Origin of the sequence: Jeotgalibacillus campisalis, from assembly GCF_000829515.1 — a bacterium.
Lineage (GTDB): Bacteria > Bacillota > Bacilli > Bacillales > Jeotgalibacillaceae > Jeotgalibacillus > Jeotgalibacillus campisalis.
Genome location: NZ_JXRR01000021.1, coordinates 65,363 through 89,318 on the forward strand (window position 1 = coordinate 65,363; position 23,956 = coordinate 89,318).

Sequence of the window (23,956 nt, forward strand, 5' to 3'; positions counted from 1 at the left end):
CTCAAAGCCGTAACACAAGAAATGTTTACCCGCATTTGTTACTTCCAGAATTGCTCAAATTCAGCTTCTTTAAATCCTGTTGTAACATGGGTGCCGTCTGTCGTAAGAGGACGTTTAATCAGCATGCCGTCAGAAGCCAAAAGTTCAAGTTTTTCATCCTCACTCATCTCGCCAAGCCGGTCTTTAAGTCCAAGTTCTCTGTACTTCATTCCGCTTGTATTAAAAAACTTTTTAAGATCCAGACCGCTTTTTTCATAAAGCTCTTTCAGCTTGTCTTTAGAAGGAGGAGACTCCACTAAATGAATTTCCTCAAAAGAAGTTCCCGCTTCTTCAAGCCATTTTTTTGCTTTTCTGCAAGTTCCGCACTTCGGATACGTATAAAATGCAATGGTCAATGATTTCACCTCATTCAAATGATTAAAAAATTAATAACAGCGGTCTTCCACTGTAATAATTAATTGCTTCAGCTGATCAATTGCGTTTTCAAAAGCAAGTGAATAATAACGCTGTGTGCCTTGCTGCTCCATTTTCAGTATCCCCTGCTCTCGCAATATCTTCAAATGATGAGATACCGCAGGACGTGATAACGTAAGCTCTGATGTAATTTCATTTACTGTCAGCGTATCATTCTTTGTCAGCAGCAAGATAATGTCCTGGCGGCACGTATCACTTAATGCTTGAAATAAAGGAATACACGCACGTAATTTCTCCAGCGCTTGTTCACCCATGGCATGTTCACCTCAATTCTTCTCTCCTATTATACTCGTTCTTGTGTTTTTCTTACAATCGAAGCAGCCGTTTTGCTTGATACAAGGGAACCAAAACGCGTTTGGATACGGTTCATTGCACCAGGGATGATTTCCTCTTTCCCTTTATGAAACTGCTCAAAAGCTTCGTTTGCCACTTCTTCAGCTGACATAATCTTATTTTTAAATAACTTGGATTCGTCCAGTTCAGCTGCATCCTTAAATCCGGTGCTTGTCGGTCCCGGACAGAGAACGGATACCTGAACGCCAAGGTCTCTCCATTCATTAGACAGAGCCAGGCTGAACGATTTCACGTACGCTTTAGAAGCATAATAGACAGCCATTAAAGGACCCGGAAAATAGGCGGCAATAGATGCTACATTTAAAATTCTGCCCTCCCCCCTCTGAATCATATCTTTCCCAAACAGCTTTGTGAGAGCGGTTAATGAAGTGATGTTAAGCTGAATCATCGCTTCTTCTTTAACAAGCTCTGTTTTATGGAACTCGCCAAATAATCCAACACCTGCATTATTGATCAGCGTATGAACCTTTAACCCCTTTTCAGTCAGTTGCTGATAGAGTTTCTGGGCAGCTCCCTCTTGAGACAGGTCGCTCTCAAAGACCGTGATTTCTCCCCCGTATTTTTGAGATAGTTCGTCTTTAAGCTGGTTCAAACGCTCAACGTTTCTTGCAGCCAAGGCAATATTTTCTCCTGCTTCAGCGTATTTCATTGCGAGCGATTTTCCAATTCCACTAGATGCACCTGTAATTAAAACTGTCATTTTATATTCCTCTTTTCTGTTATTCTCGTTCCAAGTATACGTTTCTACAACGATTTAGGCCTGTCTTATTTGATAGGCAATTTCCGTTTAAATGTATAAACGTTTAAACTATTAAACATTTAAACCAATGATACCGCGTGTGTTTATGATTTGTCAATTGCTTCGAATACTTACCCTTCAATATATACAGTCATTAAAAAACACCCCGCTAATGCCGGCAGCTGCCGGACAGTAACGAAGTGTTTCAAAAGCCCTCTTTTTTAATTAAACGACAAATTTCTCAACATCAATTAACTTTGCTGCAGCTTCACGTTTTACCGGAATTAAATTAACCGGTGTGTAACGAGTGAATTTACGAAGAGCGGAAAGCATCATGCGCAATGTATCGCCGCTTTCAACAGCAATAACGGTTTCTTTCGCATGTCCTTCTATCTCATTGAATGCTTCCTGACAGAAGATCTGGGTGTATAGAACTTTTTGCTTATTCTTTTCCAAACCTGTTTTTTCAACCGCTTTTTGCGTGCGCAATAAAGCAGATTCCATTGCATAAGCAAGAGATACGATGTCAGCAATATTAACCAAAACTTCTTGTTCTGCTTCAAGGGCCTTGCCATATTTTTGTGCAGCCAGACCAGCAGCCAGCAAACCGATTTTTTTAGCATTTTTCACAAGATAAACTTCTTGCGCTAATGGCTCATCACTGATTTCTTCAGGCATCATCGTCATTAATTCTTCCTGCAGTGCCTGTGCTTTTTGGAAGAGCGGCAATTCACCTTTCATCGCTTTTCGCAAATACGTTCCAGGAACGAGAAGTCGGTTGATTTCGTTCGTGCCTTCAAAAATCCGGTTGATTCTAGAGTCACGATAAATGCGCTCAACTTCGTATTCCTGCATGAATCCGTATCCGCCGTGCAGCTGAACGGCTTCATCTGCAATATAATCAAGTGTTTCAGTGCCAAATACTTTATTTAATGAACATTCAATCGCGTACTCGGCAATTGAATTGGCTACTTCAGTCCCATTCTTGATTTCTTCGTCAGTCAGCTGGCTCATGCGGTCTTCAAAAAGACCCACCGTCCGGTATACAGAGCTTTCAGTTGCATATAGTTTTGCACCCATTGTCGCAAGCTTTTCTTTCGTTAAGTTAAAAGATGAAATAGGCGTTTTAAATTGCTGGCGCTCATTTGTATATTTAACTGCCAGTTCAAGTGCGCGTTTTGAAGCGCCAACTGTTCCGACTCCAAGCTTGTAACGGCCAATATTCAGGATATTAAAGGCAATGACATGACCTTTTCCTGCATCGCCTAACAGATTTTCCACCGGAACTTCTGCGTCAGATAAAATCAATGTGCGGGTTGAAGAACTTTTGATGCCCATTTTCTTTTCTTCTGCACCAACCGAAACCCCTGGGAAATCACGGTCTATTATAAAGGTTGAGAAATGCTCTCCATCGATTTTAGCGTACACGACAAACACATCAGCGAAGCCGGCATTCGTAATCCATTGTTTTTCACCATTTAAAACATAATGTGTACCCGCTTCATTTAACTTTGCGACTGTTTTGGCTCCCAGTGCATCAGACCCGGATCCTGGTTCAGTCAACGCATACGCTGCGATTTTTTCCCCTGTTGCCAGTGCAGGAAGATACTTTTGCTTTTGCTCTTCATTTCCGAAAAGAACGATTGGAAGTGAACCGATTCCTACATGTGCACCGTGAGTAATTGAAAAACCGCCTGCACGGGACATTCTTTCAGCGATTAAAGCTGAGCTTACTTTATCAAGACCCAGACCTCCGTATTCTTCCGGCACGTCTGCTCCTAAAAGACCCAGGTCACCTGCTGATTTCAACAGCTTAACCGAACGGTCAAATTCATGATTTTCGATATGTTCGACTTGAGGCACCACTTCATTTAAAACATAATCTTCTGTCGTTTTCGCAATCATTTTCTGCTCATCTGTATAATCTTCAGGTGTGAACATACGGCTTGCCTCTATATCCTCAAGTAAAAAACTGCCGCCTTTAATCATTGATTTCGTTTCGTTTGTCATGATTGGTTCCTCCCTTTTCCCCTTTTATTCGTTCTTACTGAATCATTTCAAATACGCCCGCTGCACCCATTCCTCCGCCAATACACATGGTAACGACGCCGAATTGCTGGTTTCTGCGTTTTAACTCATGAAGCAAGGATAATGTAAGCTTCGCTCCTGTACAGCCGAGCGGATGCCCCAGTGCAATCCCCCCGCCGTTAACATTTACGATCTCTTCATTTAAACCAAGCTGTCTGATCACCTGAATGGCCTGGGAAGCGAATGCTTCATTTAATTCGAAAAGATCAATGTCTGATAGTGATAAACCTGCAAGTTTCAGTGCTTTAGGGACAGCTTCTACTGGACCGATGCCCATAATTTCAGGTGGAACTCCTCCAACTGCAAAAGACCTGAACTTTGCGATCGGCGTTAAGCCGAGGGATTCTGCTTTTTCACGATCCATTACCATGACAGCTGCAGCTCCGTCACTTGTCTGTGAAGCATTTCCTGCTGTTACTGTACCAGTGCGGGAGAATGCCGGACGCAGTCTGCTCAATGATTCTACAGTCGAATCAGGCCGGACTCCTTCGTCCTGGGAAAATGAAAATGTTCGTTCGTTCAGCTGATGCTTTCCATCGATATTTCTAAGCGTCACTTCAACCGGCACGATCTCATCATTATATTTCCCTTCTGCAAGTGCTCTTGCGGCTTTTTGATGGCTTCTTACAGCAAAGGCATCCTGCTCTTCCCGTGTAATTCCATATTTTTTCGCAACCTCTTCAGCTGTATGCCCCATGCCCATATAATATTCAGGCATTTCTTCAGCGAGACGTATATTCGGGCGGACTGTGTGCCCCATCATCGGCACCAGACTCATGGATTCTGCACCGCCTGCGATAACGGTCGTTGAGTGGCCCAGCATGATTCTTTCAGCTCCATAAGCAATGGACTGAAGCCCTGATGAACAGTAGCGGTTGATCGTAATGGCCGGAACAGTGTGGGAAAGACCCGCCAATGCACCGATATTTCTTGCCATATTCATCCCCTGCTCGGCTTCTGGCATCGCACATCCAATGATCAGATCATCAATATCCCCATCATAATTTCCTGCCCGCTTAAGTGTTTCTCTTACAGCAAGTGCTCCTAGATCATCCGGACGCACAGTTGCCAACGATCCCTTTTTTGCTTTTCCTACTGGTGTTCTTGCACCAGCAACAATCACTGCCTCACGCATTGTGCTCCCCCTTTACGTTTAGACTCTGTCAGGCCTGCTGCTAAAAAAATCAATTGATAAAATCCTTACATGAAGGGCTATCGTTTATCTCTTTTCATGTCAGCGGCCTTGTGCAGAGCGAATTTTTTTGTAAATTATCAGTTGCGCAGCGGTTTGCCTTTCACAAGCATATGCTGCATTCTCATTTGTGACTTTGGTTCCTGGACTAAGCTGAGAAATGCTTCCCGTTCAAGCTTAAGCAGATACTCTTCGTCGACTTCAGTTCCAAACGGCACTTTTCCTCCAGCAATCACGTAAGCAAGCTTTCTAGCAATCTTCAAATCATGCTCGGAAATAAAGCCGGAATGAAACATCGTTTGAGCTCCCAGCAGCAAAGTAGCATACCCTGTTTCCCCTACAACTGGCACCTTCCGTTTTACTGGAGCTTTGTAGTTTTGGGATAAATGCAGCACCGCCTGTTTGGCGTCATGCAGCTGGTGGTCACCATTTGAGCTGATTGCATCTGCTGAAGTCAGGAAATGATTGTCTCTCGCTTCTGCGGCTGATGTGGACACTTTGGCCATGGCGATCATTTCAAAAACGGAATTAGCGACCTTCTGCAAATCAAAATCTACGCCTTTAGGCAGACTGTTTAAGTAGTTTAAATAAAGCTCTTTGTTGCCGCCTCCTCCAGGGATAAGACCGACGCCTACTTCCACAAGCCCCATATATGTTTCAGGGGATGCCTGGATGTGGTCGGCAGGAAGACAAACCTCTGCACCACCGCCAAGCGTCATGCCAAATGGAGCTGCTACAACCGGGAATGAACTGTATTTTAATCGCATCATCGCCTGCTGGAACTGCTTAACAACCATTTCAATTTCAAATACGTTATCGTCCTGCGCCTCCATTAAGATCATTCCGAGATTTGCGCCGACGCAGAAATTTTTGCCCTGATTCCCAATCACAAGTCCTTTATAATTCTTTGAAACTTCATCTACTGCAAAATTGATTATTTGGATAATATCCATGCCGATCGCATTGCTCGGGGAGTGGAATTCAAGCAGCGCAACACCGTCTCCCATATCAATCAAACTCGCACCAGTATTTTTCTTTATGACGCCATTTTTCTTTTTCCAGCACTTCAGGTTGATGGCTTTTTCATTTTCTTCTACAAGGCTGTAGGTGCCATTATGATAGTAGAACAAGTCGCCTTCTTCTTCTTTATAAAAAGCAGTATGGCCTTGTGACAGCATTTCTTCGATCCATTCAGGAACCGCCTTCCCCTCTTCTTTCAGACGGGAGACTGAGCGCTCGATGCCGATCTCATCCCACGTTTCAAACGGACCCTTTTCCCAGCCGAACCCCCACTTCATTGCACGGTCGATAGAGACAATATCATCTGCTATTTCCCCGTGGAGCCGGGCTGAATAAAGAAGAACAGGGGATAAGATTGACCATAAAAGCTCTCCAGCACGGTCATTTGCATATACAAGCGCTTTCATTTTATTGCTTGAACCTTTTTCCTGCTTCGCCATTTCTACAGAAGACGCCTTCAGCTTGCCACGCTCCTGATATTCCATAGTGGATGGATTTAATTCCAGGATCGCTTTGCCTTCTTTTCGGAAAAAGCCCTGTCCTGATTTGCTTCCGAGCCAGCCTTTATCACGCATTTGCAGCATGAAGTCAGGCACATCGAATACCGCCTGTTCTTCTCCATCTACCTGGTCGTAGACGTTTTTCGCTACATGAATAAATGTATCAAGACCCACAACATCGAGCGTTCGGAAGGTTGCGCTTTTCGGTCTTCCAATAAGCGGGCCTGTAACAGAGTCAACTTCGCCAACTGTATAGTTTCCTTTAAGCATCTCCTGGACCGTCACAAGCAGACCGTATGTGCCGATTCGGTTTGCGATAAAATTTGGTGTGTCTTTGGCCAGCACAACGCCTTTACCGAGTGTGTTTTCACCAAACTCCTTCATAAAGTCCACGACTTTTTCATCGGTATGGGAAGTTGGAATCACTTCTAAAAGTTTCAAATAGCGGGGAGGATTGAAAAAATGGGTTCCCAGAAAATTTCTTTTAAACTCTTCTGAACGTCCCTCCACCATGGCTTCGATCGAAATCCCGGATGTATTGGAACTTACGATGCTGCCTTCTTTTCTGTGCTGCTCCACTTGTGCGAAAACCTGTTTCTTTACATCCAGGTTTTCAACAACGACTTCTATAATCCAGTCAACCTCTTGTAAACGGGAAAGATCATCCTCAAGATTTCCTGCTTCTATTAAGGCAGCATTTTCTTTTGTAGAAAGAGGTGCCGGCTTTTGCTTAAACAGCTTTTGAATTGCTGAGGCACTAAGCCGGTTGCGTACCGCTTTATCTTCTAAAGACAGCCCTTTTGCCTTCTCCTGTTCCGACAGCTCCTTTGGAACGATATCGAGCAAAATTGAGGGAATTCCAATATTCGCTAAGTGAGCTGCAATTCCAGATCCCATGACACCGGAACCAATCACTGCAGCTTTCTGAATTTGTCTGACCAAATCAGTTTCCTCCTTATGAAGACGTTTTTCTTTTTTGAATGAATCCTCATTCATTTTTAAGATAAAAAAATAGATGAAATTGTTTACTCTTTTATAATACGGGATTTACCAACTTTTCGCAATAAGAGAACTTGAAATTTTCAAAAAATTATCGGCTGACATCATCAGCCGATTAAACTTATTTATTAAAGATTCCTCTGGCAACAAAAGCTACATTTGCCGGACGCTCCGCTAAACGTCTCATAAAATACCCGTACCAGTCCGTTCCAAATGGCATGTACACACGCATTTTATATCCTTGATTATGAAGGTCACGCTGACGTTCTTCACAAATGCCGTATAACATTTGAAATTCAAATTGATCATTTGAAATAGCATGTTCCTTCACGAGGTTTTTTGTATACTCAATAATCTGATCATCATGAGTGGCAATGGCTGTATAGTTGCCATTTAGCAAATGTGCTTTGATGATTTTCTTGAAATTATCATCTACTTCCTTTTTCTCAGGAAACGCAACTTCATGAGATTCCTTGTACGCTCCCTTTACAAGTCGCAAGTTTGGAGAATAGCTGTTTAAGTCAGCAATATCTCCTTCCGTTCGATATAAATAGGCCTGAATTACTGTTCCTATATTTTCATACTCGCCTTTAAGCTGTTTAAACAGATTCAGCGTTTTTTGGCAGCGTTCATAATCTTCCATATCAATCGTCACAAATACATTGTTTTCAACAGCAGCGTCCATAATTCTTCTCATATTCTCAAGGGCGACTTCTTCAGACAAATCAAGCCCCATTGAAGTCAGCTTTAATGAAAGCTGCGAATCAAGTTTATGAGCACCAATTGCTTGAACGGCTTCTATGCAAAGCTCTGTCATCTCACCTGCTTCTTTTTCATTGTCCACAAATTCCCCCAGACAATCCAGTGTGACGCAAAGCCCTTCTTTATTAAGGAACTGAATCGATTCTACCGCTTGCTCTACTGTCTCACCTGCAACAAATCTCGCAGCCCCAAAACGAAGGCCGTATTGCTTGGCAACCTTTGTCATTGGCCTGTTTTTAGACAGGAATAAAAAGAAATCACGCATCACTCGTTCCATGATCGACATACCTCCTGATAGCATAAATCATCCTGCAAGCGCTCTCTATATTCAGAAAATAAGAAATCGTTACACGAATCCTCCTTATTCTATCATTACTAATAAGATTTGAATATAATATCGTGCGTATAATTTGTCGGTTTAAGGAGAACGTAAGAGTGACGATTAAAGGAGGTTTTTATCATCATGCAAAATCAGTCTCTGTCCACAAAAGACGCATTGTACATTGAAGACATTTTAGCCTGGAATCTGCTCGCAGCTAAAAAAACACATTACGCTGCATCGCAATGCCAGACACCGCAAGTAAAAGCGGAATTAGAAGCTGCCTGCCAACTGCATTCAAAGCATTTTGAAGCCATTACAAATTTCTTATCATCCAATACGCAGGCCACTGGCCAAATGCAATAAAGGAGGACGTACATGATGCAGCAAACCACTACACAATCCGGCGGCGGCATGCAAACGCCGGCAAACATGACAGAACAGGATTGGGCCACGGATGTTCTTATTTTAGAAAAGCATTTAAGTGTTGCCTACAGCACTGCTCTAAACGAAGCAAGTACACAGCCCCTGTTTAACCTGGTCTCAACTATTTGCCGTGAAACGCAGGAACAACAGCATAAACTGTACGAAATGATGAAGCAGCAAGGCTGGTATAACCCAACGCCTGAGACCCCGCAGGCACTGCAGCAGACTGCTCAAAAAGCGAAAAGCGATCTGACAAAGCTTCCCGTCCATTAATGTGAAAGCAGCCAATAGAAAAAAGAGCTGAGGTTATTCTCAGCTCTTTTCTTCATTTGACTCAGCTTCTTTCGCTTTCAGCTCTTTATTTTTCTTTTGAATGCCCAGCACGACTTTTTTCATTTCTTCTTTCCCTTCCGGATAAAGAGAGTTCCAATGCTTAGCGAGAGCAGGCATTTGCTTGGCAATATGGTTATAAATAATCCACTGTTGAACCTTTTCCACCGATTCATTTGAATTTTCACCTGTTAACAGCTCGGTGTATTTATCAATCATCGCTTGAAGCTGTTCGCTCAATTCCTTTGTTTCCATGATAACCCCTCCATTCTCTCCTTAGTTATTTTCTGGCTTTATAAAAATAAAAACCGTCCACGAATAGACGGTTTGCGTTATACATTACTGGCCAACCGCTTCTACAGCAGCGACTTTCGCCTGCTGGACGATGCAGCGTCCTTTGCCGTGAGGAATGCATAAAGGCGTGCCAAACAAAGGATCTGTTGTTACCTGGCAATGCATTTGAAAAACATGCTTAACCATGTCACAGCTGATGACTTCCTCCGGTTTTCCCTGCTTAAAAACAGTCCGGTCTTTAACAGCAATCAGGTTATGTGCGTATCGGCACGCAAGATTTAAGTCATGAAGCACCATCACGATCGTACGGTTCTCATTCTCATTTAATTCAAACAGCAAATCTAAAATTTCAATTTGATGGGTCATATCCAAATAAGTAGTTGGTTCATCGAGTAAAATAATGTCTGTATCCTGGGCAAGCGTCATCGCAATCCATGCACGCTGGCGCTGTCCTCCCGAAAGTTCATCAACAAAACGGTCCTGAAGTTCCTCCATACGAGTTGCTTGAAGTGCACGCTGAACGCTGTCTTCGTCTTCTTTGGACCATTGCTGAAGAAAACCTTGATACGGATATCTTCCTTGTTTTACAAGCTGCAATACGGTTAATCCTTCCGGTGCTGTCGGGGATTGCGGCAAAATTGCCATCTCCTGGGCTACCTTTCGGGTTGAGTAACGGTTAATTTCTTTGCCGTTTAACATAACCTCTCCATTTTGCGGCTTCAGCAATCGAGCCATTGAACGAAGCAATGTGGATTTCCCGCATCCATTTCCGCCGATTAAAACAGAAATTTCACCCTTGGGAATCGTTAAATCTAATTCTTCTATTATAATGGAATCTCCATAACCTAACGTTAACGTTTGAGTCTTAAGCATACTCTATTATCTCCTTTGTCTCTCCTATAAAAGTGCTGGACTTTTTTTAGGAAGTTCCTTCGCAAATCGGACGACTGTTACCGTTTCTCTTTCAGTCTAGAGTACAAATGAGATTTCGTCAATGACTTTGAGAATCATTATCATCAAAAAGTTTTAAAGTGACACAATTTTGATACGTTTTCATATTACCTCTGTCATCCTATGAATAGGCTGCTTTAAATATTTCTTTACCGGTGCCTGAGTTTTGATCTTTTCTGCTAAACAGATTATGATCAGTAGTATGGAGGGATGAACATGCAAGGAATTAAAAATACCGATACATTTCAACAAGTCATAGCAGGTGATGAACCTGTAATTGTGAAATTCACGGCGGACTGGTGTCCGGACTGCCGCAGAATGGATATGTTTATTGATGAAATTGTCGAAGAATACAATCAATATACTTGGTATACCTTAAATAAAGACGAACTGCCTGAAATAGCAGAGTCCCAAGACGTGATGGGGATCCCAAGCCTGCTGATCTTCCAAAACGGAGAAAAGAAAGCTCATCTGCATTCCGCAAATGCCAAATCACCGGAGCAAGTAAAAAGTTTTCTGCAAGAACAAAAGAGGTAGGGACATAACTGAAATTAAGTTAATAAATGAGACAGTATCTATCATTAGTATGAGGTGATCGGAGCGGAAGGTGGCGACTCCTGCAGGATATGACGGCTGCTTGAGACCCCGCAAGGCAAAGCCTGAGGAGGGCTCAAGCGTCTGTCCCTGCGGAAAGCGTCCGCCTGAAGCGAAGTGAACCGGTCAAAGAGCTTGAGACACACTTTTGTCCTAAGCTCTTTTTTCCTTTATACACGAAAGGACGAAAGGGACCTGGCCCCTTTCGTCCTTTTCCATATCTTATTATTAGCAAACTGTTCAAATTGCGTACATAATAGAATTATATTGTTTGGATGGGAGTGGTTCTGAGATGAAGGAAAGAACGATTAAGGTTAACGGGGAAGTTGTTTCTTCTTCTGTTATAGCGTTTGATAAGGATGGGACTTTGTTTCAGGCAGAGCCCTTTTGGCTGGCATTGAATGAAGAGAGAAAAAAACGTTTTATCCATATAGCAGGAGCTGAGCATGGTGATGCATGGGACCAGATGATGGGCGTCGAAAATGACACGGTTGATCATCAGGGACTACTTGCCATTGCAGGAGAGCAGGAAGAACGCATTGCAATAGCAGCACTGCTTTATCAGCTTACAAAAAACCCGTGGGTTACGTCCATGGCTCTTGCTGTCAAATTGATGGAAGAAAGTAATGAGGCTTTAGATATCTCAACTTGCTTTATTCCTACTCCAGGCGCTGTGGAGCTGCTGAATGATTTAAAGCGTGCAGGCTATGTAGTCGGCATCGTAACATCTGATCTGCAGGAACGCACAGTTGAATGTCTGAAGCTGCTTGATTTTAATCAGAAAATTGATTTTCTCGTTACCCCTGCTTCGGTTAAACATGGCAAACCTTCTCCTGATATGCTTGAAAAGGTGTGCCGCAACTTTACGATCCCTCCTTCTGAATTACTCATGATTGGAGACAGTATTGTGGATTCAATGATGGCGCGTTCTGCCGGGTGTAAAAGTGTATCAGTTCATGAGCATGAAAGCATGAGGGAAACGCTCGCTTCTACCTCGGATCATTTTATCTCCTCTCTATCTCATATTCAGGTGGAGTGGAAGGAATAGTCCCTCCTTTTCTTCTTAACCAAAAGAAATACTTATACTGAAATACGTTTTTAGAAAACATCGCTGCTTGGCGGTGTTTTTTTATTTGGATGAAAAGTCAGCTCAGCCGGTTCATTCTTGACACAACTGTCGAAAACATGAAGAATAGTAGATGAAGGACTTATTTATTCCGCATTTTAAAGAAATAACTTCTTTTATAATTGTGCTGAGGAGGCTGCAGGATGTTTGAATGGATGTTAAAGAGAACGAAAATATTTATGGTACTTTTTGTTTTATGTATTATTGTCGGAGTTATGGTGTTTTTGCAGCTGCCTCAAAGAGAAATACCTGAGACTTCTATAAATGTAGGAACGATTTCCACCGTTTATCCTGGTGCGACCCCGGAAGTAGTGGAGCGGACGGTTACGAACCCGATCGAACGAAATGTGGCTGGGATTGAAGGAATAGAAGAAATTTCTTCAGCATCTGCCGCCGGATTCTCATCGGTTGTCGTTACTCTTGAGGATGGAGCAAATTCTCAGGAAGTGTTTGCATCAATCCAGCAGCAGGTGTCCGATGCTGAGGCTTCTTTTCCTGAGGAAGTTGTATCCACTTCTGTCGAGGAAGCACAGGCGAATTTCCCTATTGTTTCCTATATGTTAACCAGTGATGACCGGGAGGCTTTTACGGATCTGCAGCCACTACTGGATGAGTGGGATGAAGAAGTGTCCGCTGTGTCTGGCGTTTCAGGTACCACTGTAAAAGGGGTTCAGCCTACTGAAATCATCCTTTCCATTGATTCTGAAGAACTCGGGGAAAATGGTCTTGCCTTCCCGGATGTCATGACTGCCATTGAAAGTGAATTCAATCCAGTTCCTCTTGGAAAACAGGAAACGGATGAAACCATTTACCAGCTTTCCATAGAAACCTATCAAACGGTTGAAGATATGGAGCAAGTGGTTGTAGGACAATCTCAGGATGGTGAAGCAGTTTCGATTGCAGACATTGGATCTGTTGAGCTTACACCTAAAGAGACAGAGGATTTAATCACCTATGAGGGTGTTCCTGCTGTTTCATTTACGGCCTATTTAGACGAAGGACAAGATATACCAAGTGTAGATGAAGCCGTGGTATCAAAAATAAATGAATTAGAAGAAACACTGCCGGAAACGATTGAACTGGTGCCTTATTATTCTCAGGCTGACCTGGTAAACACAATTTTTGATGGACTGTATTTTTCACTTGCGATTGCCGTTTTGGCTGTTATTGTGACCAGTGCGCTCGGGTTAACTCCTGGCGGGGCGATTGTCGTGGCGATTGCCGTTCCTCTTTCGGTGGTGATTGGGATTATTCCTCTTCCTTTTGCCGGAGTTGATTTAAACCAGATTTCTGTTATTGGTGTCATCATTGCACTAGGTATTTTAGTAGATGATTCCATCGTGGTAAATGATAATATTCAGCGCAGATTTAAAATGGGAGACAAAGCACTTCCAGGCGTTGTAAATGGGGTAAAAGAAGTTTGGATTTCGATTGTGACTTCTTCTCTTGCGATCGTTTTTACCTTTTTGCCGCTTGTCTTTTTATCTGGTGGAAATGGTGCATTTATACGGGCGCTGCCAACCGTTTTAATTACTACCATACTGGCGTCAACCATCGTTGCACTCGTATTTGTTCCGATGATGCGCTTCACCTTTTACCGCAAGTCCAATAAAAAAATGTCGGATTCTCCAGGTTTATTAGGAAAGCCGCTTAATTGGATTTCAAATTTTTACGCTGATAAAATTTTAGTGAAAACATCGAAAAAACCTTTATTAACTGGGTTGATCGGTTTGGCTGTTACGACAGCACTGTTTGGACTTGTGGTCCTGACTCCTTTCGAATTTTTCCCGGATGCCGATCGGGAAGAAGTGACAATCGATGTCACGCTGCCTATTGGAACGCCGCTTGAAGAGACACTGTCGACTCTTCAGGAAATGGAAAGCACCTTAAAAGAGGATGATGGTGTGACAGAAACATCCATTTTCGCAGGTACCGGCCTGCCAAACCTTTTTAATAGTTCGCTTGATACAACAGGTGAATATACGGGGCAACTGGTAGCGAGAGTGGATCGTGAAAACCAAACCGCTCAAGGACTGATTGACGATTGGACTGATGAGCTTCGCAGTCAGTATCCAGATGCTATTATTTTCATGGAAACGATTCAGCAGGGGCCTCCGGCAGGTGCACCGGTAACGGTTACCGTGAAAGGACCTGAGCTTGATGAATTAATTTCAATACGTGATACGGTCATGAGCGAAATTGACGAACTTGGTGTTGATTTAGTTCTGGACAATATCGGAGAAGAAGAGCCCACGATTCAATATATTCCAGATCGTGATGCGCTGAGTGAAAATGGAATTACGATTCAGCAAATCAGCCAGCAAATCAGAGTAGTGACCGAAGGAATTCCGATGGAAAGCTTTGATGATGGCGTGACAGAACGGGATATGACCTTGCTTGTAGATCCTGTAGAAGCGGGTGAAGAAATTGATTTATCGCAGATCGAACTGCCTGCCTCCGCTCAGGGTGGGGAACAAGGTCCTCCTGTTCTTGTCTCTCTTGATGAGCTTGTGACAGCAGAAGAAACCGAACAGCTGCAGCGAATTCCTCATAATGAAGGAGAACGTGCAATTACGATTCGGGCGTTCCCAGGTGAAGTTGAAGATCTCGAAACAAAAGTAACCGCAATCACAGATGAGGTCCGGGGAGATCTTTCAGAAGAATACAGTCTGACACTAGGCGGAGAAAATGAAGCACAGGATGACTTCTTCTCTGAGATCATCATTTTATTTACAATTGTGATATTCCTTGTGTATGTGCTGATTGCATTCCAATTTAATTCACTGTCTCTGCCGCTGCTTGTATTAGTCGCAGTTTACCTGGCAATTGCAGGAGCCATTCTAGGTTTATTTGTGACACAAACACCAATCAGTTTCCTAGCAGTGATGGGAATGGTCTCCTTAACGGGGATCGTAGTCCGAAACTCCGTCGTACTGATTGACTTTATTGAACAGGGCATCAACAATGGCATGAAAGTGAAAGACGCCGTAATTGAATCAGGACGTGTTCGTATACGCCCGATTCTTCTTACAGCCTTTACGTCAATTGTGGCATTGATTCCTGTAGCTGTAAGCGGAGATGCACTATTCACACCTCTTGCCGTTACGATTATTTCAGGAATCATGTTTTCAACCGTGCTGACACTTGTAATCGTTCCAATGCTCTATATCGTATTCCTGAAATTTAGAAGACGAGGAAAAGAGCTTCGTAAAACAGGTCAGTTTTAATTCAGGCAAAAAAACAGCCCCTTCTCCTAATCATCATAGATTAGCTGGAGGGGTTTTTTATGCGGATATGCTACTCCCTTCTTTACTTCGCACAAAAAAACAGAAGGCATACTAGCTCACCTTCCGTCTTTGAATAATTTTTCTTATTTGCCCTGCTCTATTCTTCATCAAGATAAGCAGGATCTGATTCTTTTCCGTCAATGGAAACAGATGTGACAGAATAAACAGCTTCAGAATCTTCAACAATCAGGCTTTTTCGTTCATAATAGCTGACACTTTCTACTTTTTCTTTCGTTCCGTCTTCAAGTTCCTTGTAAATGCGGTAGCCTACTACTTCCTGATCACGTACAGCATGCCATGAAAACTGATTTCCTGCTAAAGAAACATTGGTCGGCACAGTCGGTTCATATGCCAATTCTTCCGGCTCTTCTTCAATCAGCTCAGTATAAACGACTAATCGGTCCGGATACTGGCCGCTTTCCCGGTCAAATGGGCCTGTACAAGTAATCAAGTTAAGATTTCTTCCATCAGTTGGACCAAAAATCTCCTGGATCGGAGCACCATCAGACGGATACGATTCCATTGACTTAACAGTAAAAGTCAGCGGCTCTCCGTCTTCTCCTGTAACGATGATTTCATCACCTTCTGTCAGGTTGCGAAGTTCAAAAAAGATAGCTGGTCCTTCATAGCTGTCCACATGTCCTGCTAGTACCGAGTTTCCTATAGCTCCTGGCTTAGTTCCAGGTTCGAACCAGCCGACCTCATTCACATTTTCCGGTACCTCCATTGCTCCGTCCTCTTCCATTCCCACTTGGATAATGTCCGCTTCAATGTCAAGAGACGGAATGGCAATGTTCACTGGAATTAAAGGGGTTATCTCCTGCTCTTGAACAGCCAGCAATTCCTCAAATTTTTCCTGATCTTTCTCAAGAACAGGAAACTCTTCTTCTTCTTCTTCAGGATTCGTTTTAATTTGTTCACCGAGAGATCCAAGATCGTCTTCTTCATTAGCTTGAACAGCAGGGGAAATCTCATCTGTGACAGCCTCTGATCCCGTATATTTTTGTGCAGCCATCATTACGCCGTATGTAACCATAAATACCGCTATTCCAACCAAAATAGATAAGGCCAATTTCTTCGCCATACCCTGCACCTCCCTATACCCGTTTATTGTCTAGAAAGATAACGGTTAAAATTTCACTTTAGATCATATTTTCGATCAATTTAACGCATTACGAATCGAAAGGGGTCTGATTCTATTTTCTATTATTATACCTCATCTTTTTTACCATTTGCGAATTTGAAATGCTTGTTTATCTTTCCTTAGAGGGCGGCATGGATTATAATTATTATTACTTGTTACAGAAAGGAACGATACGATGAGCGATCAAAAGAAGGTAAGTTTACAGGATCTTGTTAAGCAGCAGCTGGCAAATAAGAAAAAGCAGTCCAAAGATAATGCCGCTTCTCAAGGGCCGGGTCATGAAAAGAAAATGAAAAGCCAGCAAGCAAAAAAAGTGGCTAACACGAGAAGAAAAGCCGGCGGATCTTAAGCTGGAATCTGCATCGTAGTTTTTTAGAAAATTGCCTAACGCGTCAAAGGCATTAAAATACCCCGCAGCCTGGTGGCTGCGGGGTATTTTTTTGATTATCTTTCTCTTCTTTTGCTTGGAGAAGGTTTTGGCGCAGTATGGCTGCCGCTGTAGCGCTGCTGCCTTTTTTTATTTTTCTCGATTTTCTCTTCTTTTCTTTCTTTTGCACTACTCAATTCTTTTTTTGATGAGGTAGCTGAAGAATGGCGGTCATAGTCTGCCGCATTAACCTCGACTTTTTTTCTTGGAATATCGTATTGAATGCCCTGCTCGATATCGCGCATCAAATCTTTATCTTTCGGAGCCGACAGCGTATAGGCCGCCCCGTCTTCTCCGGCACGTCCGGTACGTCCAATCCGGTGGATGTAGCCTTCTACGTCCTCCGGAACATCGTAATTAAAGACATGAGTAACACCTTCTATGTCAATTCCCCTTGATGCAACATCCGTCGCCACCAGCAGCTGAAGCTTAGCGGTGCGAAACTGCTTCATTACATTTTCTCTTTTTGATTGAGATAAATCACCATGCAATTCCCCAACAAGATACCCTTGTGAGCGCAATTCTCCATAAAGCTTGCTTACTCGGCGGATCGTTCGACAGAAAATGATGCCTAAAAATGGTCTGACTTCATCAATAGTCTGACATAATGCCCCAAGCTTCTCTCTGTCGCTGACTTCGATGACATAGTGCTGAATTTCTTCAACCATGCTTGACTGATCACGGATCTGAACGGTTTCAGGCTTATTCATATACCGCTTCGCAAGCTTGCGGATGTCCTTGGAAAGTGTTGCAGAAAATAAGCCCATTTGCTTTTCTTCGCTCGTCAATTCAATAATATGCTCCACTTCTTCAAGGAAGCCAAAATGAAGCATCTGATCTGCCTCATCAATGATCAGGGTCGAAACGGTCGACAAATCGATGGTTTCCCGTCTGACATGATCAAGGAGCCTTCCTGGGGTAGCAACGGCAATCTGGACTCCGCGGGCGAGCCGCTTAATCTGTTTATCTAGATCCTGACCTCCATAAATGGACAAAACAGAAGGGTCACTGTCGTTATTCTGCAGCTTTTTCAACTCTTCTGTTACTTGTATGGCCAGTTCTCTTGTAGGTGCTAAAATGAGTGCTTGAAGCGCAGGATTCTGCTGATCAATTTTTTCCAGGACAGGAAGCAAAAAAGCAAGCGTCTTTCCAGTACCTGTTTTAGCCTGCACCAATATATCTTTATTTTCCAACAGGATAGGGATCGCTTTTTCCTGCACATCCGTCGGGGTTAGAATCATTTGCTTTTCTAATTGAAAGCCGGCCGATTCGGAAAGGCCTAATGATAAAAATTCTTTCAATTCATTCACCTCTTCTGCTCTATTATACCTTTTTTTCTCCTCTTCGCAGTGTTTGTCTTTTCTTCGGTTAAGATTCGGACCTCAAGTCTGCTATACTAAAGAAATCTTGCATATATAAAGGAGACACCTATGAAGATCATGATAACAGGTGCTACTGGATTTGTAGGCACTAAATTAGTTAAATCTCTTATAAAAGATGGACATACCCTCTTTCCACTCGTTCGAAGTGAGAAAAAAAAGAGTGAGATTCTGTCTTCTCTTTCAAGTGAAGAAGCGCAGCGGGTTCACCCGATTCTGGGAGACGTGACACAAAAAATGCTCGGAGTGGATCCTTTAGAGCAGGAGAAGTTAGCAGGACAGGTTCATATCTTATATCATACAGCGGCATTCTTATCGTTTGATCCTGCTGATCGTGACAAAACGTTCTTTGTAAACGTTGAAGGCACGAAACATGCGCTTGAATTTGCCCGGAAAACAAAGATCCCTTCTTTTTTTCACATCAGCACCGCCTATACCCTTGGGCTTGAGCAGCATGGAGAGGAAACACTGCACTCTTTATCCCGAACATTTGTTAATGATTATGAAGAAAGCAAATGCCACGCAGAGCATCTTGTCTGGCAGGAGCGGGAGAATTTGAATGTATCGATCTTCCGGCCTGCAATTATTGTTGGAGATTCCAATACAGGCGAAGCCGATACGACATTTGCTTTATATGGTCTGTTAAAAGCTGTTGCTCTTGTAAAAAAACTGATTCAGCGCGGAAGAATTCCATCTGAACATAAGATCCGGCTTTTATGTAACGAAGAAGCCTCAAATAACGTTGTGCCTGTCAATTACGTCGTGGACGTATTAAGTGCAGGTGCTTTACATGCACAGCCATCCGCCATTTACCATATCGCAAACAACCATGCACCAAAAAACAAGAAGGTTATCAGCTGGATCAAGGAAATCAGCGGAGTTGAACAATTGGAACTTGTCAGCGATTCTGATGGATTAACTGAAAGCGACAAAATAATTAACGAACCGATGAACGTATTCCGGTCCTATTTATCCCGTTCAGTCACGTTTGAAGACAAAAACACGCAGGAACTACTAAAAAAAAGCGGCAGACCAACGCTTAATCTGACAGATGAAAAATACCGCATGCTGATCCAAACTTATTATAATTCTTGATTTTTTCTGCGAAACTTAATCTGTTTCGCAGTTTTTTTTATTCTTCTAAATGACAGAATATTTCGACTTCCTAATGGTAATTTCAAGTAGAAAAAAGAGTTAAAAAAGATTGATTCCATTATGTTTGTGCATTGTCATCACTGGAAATAATTGTGCAAAAGATTGCAGGTTTTCATTCCTTTTGCTTCAGAACCCTTGATAGAAAAGGTTTTCATTTTTTTTCACTGTTTAAATTTACTATTTACTTAATTAAAATTTGTGTGTATATTATTCCATATTCAGATAATTCAAATAAAAGGGGATGAAAAAATGCAGGGAATCATCGACAGTGCCAATAATTTTTTATGGAGTTATGTTCTAATTGCTGCCTTACTTGGTGCAGGCCTTTATTTTACAATTACTACACGCTTCGTTCAGTTTCGCTATTTAAAAGAAATGGTACGTGTTCTTGGTGACAAGTCAGTTGTGGTCGACGGCATGAAGAGTATCAGCTCATTTAAGTCGTTTTCCATTGGTGCTGCAACGCGTATCGGTACAGGAAACTTAGCTGGTGTTGCGGTTGCAATTGTTGTCGGAGGTCCAGGTGCTGTGTTTTGGATGTGGGTTGTGGCACTATTGGGGGGTGCGACAAGCTTTATTGAAAGCACGCTCGCCCAAATCTATAAGGTTCGGGATGGCTCGGCTTATCGAGGCGGACCTGCTTATTACATTGAAAAAGGATTGAATAAGCGCTGGCTTGGCATTATCTTTGCCGTTTTAATTGCCATTACATTCGGATTAATTTTCAACTCCGTTCAAAGTAATACAATTGCCCTTGCATTTGAGAGCGCATTTGGAATTGACCGTTTGATTGTCGGCGCAGCTGTTACACTTCTGACAGGACTTATTATCTTTGGCGGAGTTCACCGAATTGCAAATTTCTCAAGCGTCATCGTCCCGGTAATGGCCGTTTTGTATGTCGGAATTGCCTTGGTCGTAATTGCCATGAACTTCTCGCAGATCCCTGCTGTATTTTCTACGATCATCAGCAGCGCATTTGGTTTTGAACAGGCGCTTGGCGGCGGGATTGGGGCTGCTATTATGCAGGGTGTGCGACGCGGTTTATTCTCCAACGAAGCCGGTATGGGTAGTGCGCCGAATGCTGCTGCGACAGCAAACGTCAGCCACCCGGCTAAGCAGGGCTTCATTCAAACTTTGGGCGTTTATGTTGATACCTTGATCGTTTGTTCGGCTACTGCTTTTATTATTCTGGTAAATACAGATTATCAATCAAGCGGACTGGAAGGAATCCAGCTTCTGCAAAGCTCACTGAGTCTTCAAATCGGTGACTGGGCCGGAATCTTTGTGGCTGCTGCGATCTTTATGTTCGCGTTCAGTTCTATTGTAGGAAGCTACTATTACGGAGAAACGAATATTGAATTTATTAAGAAAAGCAAGGTCGCTCTTAATGTCTACCGATTCCTGACAATGGGACTTGTTATGTTTGGATCTTATGCAGGTCTTGGTCTTGTCTGGGCCCTTGCCGATGTATTCATGGCACTCATGACATTGATTAATATTATAGGAATCGTGCTGTTAGGCAAAATTGCTATCATTGCACTGAAAGATTATGAAACGCAGAAAAATCAGGGCCTTGATCCAACCTTCTCCCCTGGGAAGCTTGGCATAAAAGGAACTGAATGCTGGGATGCTATCCGGAAAGAGCATGATAAGGTTTCTTAACAAGGCTGCCACTGCATGACCATACTAATTAAAATATAGTGAAAAATCGCCCGGGAAGCTGTCTAAGCTCCCGGGCGATTTTTAGATACCGCAAGAATCATCCTTGCATGCCTGATCCCCTGATCCTTCTTTACTTGTCATGTGAATCAGACCTGATCCCTGCTGTTCCTCCCAAACCTTGTTTAATACTTCTTCAAACGCTTCTACTGGCTGTGCACCAGAAACAGCCCATTTTTCTTCAAAAACAAAAAACGGTACACCTGTTACGCCAATCTGAGAAGCTTTTCTTATATCTTTTTCCACATCTGCTGTAAAAGCATCAGATGATAAAATTTCACGGGCTTCTTCTTTATTTAAACCCGCTTCCTCTGCTATGCGTTCAAGCGTTTCATGCTCTCCAATATGCTTGGATTCAATAAAGTAGGCCTGGAGTAAACGTTCTGTTATTTCTTCCATTTTCCCCTGTGAGGCAGCCCAATGAGTCAGTCTGTGAGCGTCCCGTGTATTCGTGCGCTTCATTTTATCAAAATCATACGCAAGTCCGACTTCCTTCGCCTGCTGTGTGACTCCTCTGGTCATTTCTCTCGCCTGCTCAAGGCTTGTGCCGTATTTGCCTGCAAGTGTTTCAATCATATCCTGGTCAGCATGCAATGGGGCGTTGGGATCTAATTCAAAGCTTTTATATACAATTTGAACCTGATCTTTATGATCAAAATTTTCCAGCGCCTTTTCAAATTTCCTTTTTCCTATATAACAAAACGGACAAACATAATCCGACCAAATCTGTACATTCATGATCATCACTCCCGGCTGATAAATTTCTTTTCTTCATTTTATCTAACCATAAGTGAGGAAGAGAATCGAGAAAATTGCCTGTGCTGTTTTCAAAAAACTATAAAAAGTAAGACGACCACTGTGCGATACAGTAGTCGTCTTCTTCAAGCATAATAATCTCGTCTCGCGGAATGAGTCCGCCTGTAACCGGTATGAACGGGTATCTTATTATTCCTCTAGATCTGTTACCGCTCCCTTTGAAGAAGAAGAAACAAGACGCGTGTATTTTGAGAGCATACCTTTTCGGAATTTCGGAGCGGGCTTCACCCATGCTTTCGCACGTTCTTCCAGCTCGCTTTCGGTTAGATTGAAATTAATTTCCTGTGTATCACTGTCGATTGTAATCGTATCTCCTTCTTTCAGGAGTCCAATTGGTCCTCCTACATGCGCTTCAGGAGACACATGACCAATTACAAAGCCATGGGAACCGCCTGAGAACCGGCCGTCTGTCATAAGCGCCACCTTGCCGCCAAGTCCGCGGCCGACAATCATCGCAGTAATCGACAGCATTTCCGGCATTCCAGGTCCGCCTTTTGGGCCGACATGTCGGATCACCAGAACGTCTCCTTCTTTGATCAGGTTGTCTTCTATGGCTTTTGTTGCCTCATCTTCGCTGTCGTATACGCGGGCAGGTCCTTCAAACCGGCTGATTTTCTGCCCGGACATTTTCGCTACTGCTCCTTCTGGTGCCAAATTCCCTTTTAACACCACAAGCGGTCCGGTCTTTTTGAATGGCTCACTGAAGGGCCTAATGACTTGCTGTCCGTCTTTCAACGGGGAAACGCTCTCAAGGTTTTGTGCAATGGTTTTGCCTGTTACCGTTATGCAATCCCCGTGAAGCAGCCCTTGTTCATGAAGAAGCTTCATCACAGCAGGAACACCGCCTACTTCAAATAAGTCCTGCATCACATATTTTCCACTTGGTTTTAAATCAGCTAAGTGCGGCACATTTTGCCGTACACGTTCAAAGTCATCAAGGGTTAAATCCACGTCTGCTGAATGAGCCATGGCCAGCAAATGTAAAATGGCATTTGTTGATCCGCCCAAAACCATGACGACTGTGATGGCATTTTCAAACGCTTTTTTCGTCATAATATCGCGGGGATAGATATCATTTTCAAGTAAAGATACAACAAGCTCGCCTGCTTGACGGCATTCTGATTCTTTGTATTTATTGATTGCCGGAGTGGAAGAAGATCCCGGGATGCTCATGCCAAGTGCCTCGACTGCTGCGGCCATCGTATTGGCCGTATACATTCCCCCGCACGCGCCTGCCCCAGGACATGCATGGCATTCAACTTTGTAGAGCTGTTCATCATCAATAATGCCTTCCTGATATTGACCGACCGCTTCAAAAGATGACACGATATCAATGTCTTTCCCGTCTAATTTTCCCGGTTGAATCGTTCCACCGTATACGTATACAGAAGGAACATTCATACGGGCAATTGCCATGACGCATGCAGGTGTAGTTTTGTCGCAGCCTCCAATCGCGACGATTCCGTCAAGACGCTCTGCATTGGCTACCGTTTCAATTGAGTCCGCAATAACTTCACGGCTGGGCAAAGAATAAAACATTCCTTCATGTCCCATAGCGATCCCATCAGAAACAGTGATCGTATTAAAAATCATTGGGGCTCCGCCGCCATCTTTTGCGCCAGCTTTCGCCTGCTTTGCTAATTCATCGATATGTATATTACAAGGCGTTACCTCACTCCATGTGCTTGCTATACCGATCATCGGCTTCTTAAAATCATCGTCTGTAAAACCAACTGCCCTAAGCATGGAGCGGTTTGGCACCCGATTCACACCTTCACTGATGACTTTGCTGCGGATTCGCATGTCTTTCTTTTTATCCATCGTATCCATCCTTTCTGTACATCTATCTCTGCCAGACGAT

General features: G+C 43.1%; 21 protein-coding genes. 8 read left to right on the forward strand and 13 right to left on the reverse strand.

The genetic code is table 11. The annotated features are described in order from the left end of the window. Positions 1-38: 38 nt before the first annotated feature. From KR50_RS15585 to KR50_RS15615, 7 genes are all read right to left on the reverse strand, one after another. Entirely contained in the window at positions 39-395 is a 357-nt protein-coding gene (locus KR50_RS15585; RefSeq protein ID WP_041060790.1) for an arsenate reductase family protein, read from the reverse strand. A 30-nt stretch (positions 396-425) separates the two neighbouring features. After that, positions 426-728, reverse strand: a complete 303-nt coding sequence (locus KR50_RS15590) for an ArsR/SmtB family transcription factor (RefSeq protein WP_041060792.1) — start codon at positions 726-728, stop codon at positions 426-428. A 29-nt stretch (positions 729-757) separates the two neighbouring features. Continuing rightward, the gene (locus tag KR50_RS15595) at positions 758-1,528 is read right to left on the reverse strand and encodes an SDR family NAD(P)-dependent oxidoreductase (RefSeq protein ID WP_041060795.1); all 771 of its coding nucleotides are present in this window, start codon (positions 1,526-1,528) and stop codon (positions 758-760) included. Between the two features lie 264 nt (positions 1,529-1,792). Further along, the gene (locus tag KR50_RS15600) at positions 1,793-3,577 is read right to left on the reverse strand and encodes an acyl-CoA dehydrogenase family protein (protein ID WP_041060797.1); all 1,785 of its coding nucleotides are present in this window, start codon (positions 3,575-3,577) and stop codon (positions 1,793-1,795) included. Positions 3,578-3,611: 34 nt separating this feature from the next. Continuing rightward, positions 3,612-4,790: an acetyl-CoA C-acetyltransferase gene (locus tag KR50_RS15605; RefSeq protein WP_041060800.1), complete on the reverse strand. Its 1,179-nt coding sequence runs from the start codon at positions 4,788-4,790 to the stop codon at positions 3,612-3,614. A 137-nt stretch (positions 4,791-4,927) separates the two neighbouring features. Further along, complete coding sequence (locus tag KR50_RS15610; RefSeq protein ID WP_041060954.1) at positions 4,928-7,309, reverse strand: 3-hydroxyacyl-CoA dehydrogenase/enoyl-CoA hydratase family protein; 2,382 nt, start codon at positions 7,307-7,309, stop codon at positions 4,928-4,930. Positions 7,310-7,487: 178 nt separating this feature from the next. After that, complete coding sequence (locus KR50_RS15615; RefSeq protein ID WP_041060803.1) at positions 7,488-8,405, reverse strand: proline dehydrogenase family protein; 918 nt, start codon at positions 8,403-8,405, stop codon at positions 7,488-7,490. A gap of 186 nt (positions 8,406-8,591) precedes the next feature. Here KR50_RS15615 and KR50_RS15620 point away from each other — a divergent pair, with 186 nt between their 5' ends. Together KR50_RS15620 and KR50_RS15625 are read left to right on the forward strand one after the other, a co-directional pair. Continuing rightward, the gene (locus KR50_RS15620; protein WP_052477160.1) at positions 8,592-8,813 is read left to right on the forward strand and encodes a hypothetical protein; all 222 of its coding nucleotides are present in this window, start codon (positions 8,592-8,594) and stop codon (positions 8,811-8,813) included. Positions 8,814-8,828: 15 nt separating this feature from the next. After that, positions 8,829-9,146 carry a spore coat protein gene (locus KR50_RS15625; protein ID WP_041060958.1) on the forward strand — a complete coding sequence of 106 codons (318 nt, stop codon included), beginning with the start codon at positions 8,829-8,831 and terminating at the stop codon, positions 9,144-9,146. Positions 9,147-9,185: 39 nt separating this feature from the next. Here KR50_RS15625 and KR50_RS15630 read toward each other — a convergent pair whose 3' ends face one another. Both KR50_RS15630 and KR50_RS15635 read right to left on the reverse strand, forming a co-directional pair. Then, positions 9,186-9,458, reverse strand: coding sequence for a DUF2573 family protein (locus tag KR50_RS15630; protein ID WP_041060805.1), 273 nt, complete (start codon positions 9,456-9,458; stop codon positions 9,186-9,188). 84 nt (positions 9,459-9,542) lie between these two features. After that, the gene (locus tag KR50_RS15635) at positions 9,543-10,370 is read right to left on the reverse strand and encodes an ABC transporter ATP-binding protein (RefSeq protein WP_041060807.1); all 828 of its coding nucleotides are present in this window, start codon (positions 10,368-10,370) and stop codon (positions 9,543-9,545) included. Positions 10,371-10,664: 294 nt separating this feature from the next. Between KR50_RS15635 and KR50_RS15640 the strand changes: the two genes are divergently transcribed. The 3 genes from KR50_RS15640 to KR50_RS15650 all read left to right on the forward strand — a co-directional run bounded on the left by KR50_RS15640 (position 10,665) and on the right by KR50_RS15650 (position 15,395). Continuing rightward, entirely contained in the window at positions 10,665-10,985 is a 321-nt protein-coding gene (locus KR50_RS15640; RefSeq protein WP_041060809.1) for a thioredoxin family protein, read from the forward strand. A gap of 349 nt (positions 10,986-11,334) precedes the next feature. After that, positions 11,335-12,090, forward strand: coding sequence for an HAD family hydrolase (locus tag KR50_RS15645; protein WP_041060811.1), 756 nt, complete (start codon positions 11,335-11,337; stop codon positions 12,088-12,090). A 221-nt stretch (positions 12,091-12,311) separates the two neighbouring features. Next, positions 12,312-15,395, forward strand: coding sequence for an efflux RND transporter permease subunit (locus KR50_RS15650; protein ID WP_041060813.1), 3,084 nt, complete (start codon positions 12,312-12,314; stop codon positions 15,393-15,395). A 157-nt stretch (positions 15,396-15,552) separates the two neighbouring features. On the opposite strand, the gene KR50_RS15655 is transcribed toward KR50_RS15650, so the two are convergent. Continuing rightward, complete coding sequence (locus KR50_RS15655) at positions 15,553-16,539, reverse strand: class F sortase (RefSeq protein WP_052477162.1); 987 nt, start codon at positions 16,537-16,539, stop codon at positions 15,553-15,555. A gap of 235 nt (positions 16,540-16,774) precedes the next feature. Here KR50_RS15655 and KR50_RS18665 point away from each other — a divergent pair, with 235 nt between their 5' ends. Continuing rightward, positions 16,775-16,948: a hypothetical protein gene (locus tag KR50_RS18665; RefSeq protein ID WP_198134268.1), complete on the forward strand. Its 174-nt coding sequence runs from the start codon at positions 16,775-16,777 to the stop codon at positions 16,946-16,948. 95 nt (positions 16,949-17,043) lie between these two features. Here the strand turns inward: KR50_RS18665 and KR50_RS15660 are convergent, their stop codons facing one another. Further along, positions 17,044-18,336 (reverse strand): DEAD/DEAH box helicase, encoded by a 1,293-nt coding sequence (locus KR50_RS15660; RefSeq protein ID WP_408606161.1) that lies wholly within the window; start codon positions 18,334-18,336, stop codon positions 17,044-17,046. 120 nt (positions 18,337-18,456) lie between these two features. Between KR50_RS15660 and KR50_RS15665 the strand changes: the two genes are divergently transcribed. Beyond that, entirely contained in the window at positions 18,457-19,500 is a 1,044-nt protein-coding gene (locus tag KR50_RS15665; protein ID WP_041060816.1) for an SDR family NAD(P)-dependent oxidoreductase, read from the forward strand. A 309-nt stretch (positions 19,501-19,809) separates the two neighbouring features. Next, positions 19,810-21,222, forward strand: a complete 1,413-nt coding sequence (locus KR50_RS15670; protein WP_041060819.1) for an alanine/glycine:cation symporter family protein — start codon at positions 19,810-19,812, stop codon at positions 21,220-21,222. Between the two features lie 81 nt (positions 21,223-21,303). Here KR50_RS15670 and KR50_RS15675 read toward each other — a convergent pair whose 3' ends face one another. Both KR50_RS15675 and ilvD read right to left on the reverse strand, forming a co-directional pair. After that, positions 21,304-22,017, reverse strand: coding sequence for a DsbA family oxidoreductase (locus KR50_RS15675; protein ID WP_041060821.1), 714 nt, complete (start codon positions 22,015-22,017; stop codon positions 21,304-21,306). A gap of 207 nt (positions 22,018-22,224) precedes the next feature. After that, on the reverse strand, positions 22,225-23,916 hold the full coding sequence (gene ilvD / locus KR50_RS15680) for a dihydroxy-acid dehydratase (protein ID WP_041060823.1): 1,692 nt from the start codon (positions 23,914-23,916) through the stop codon (positions 22,225-22,227). Positions 23,917-23,956: the final 40 nt, after the last annotated feature.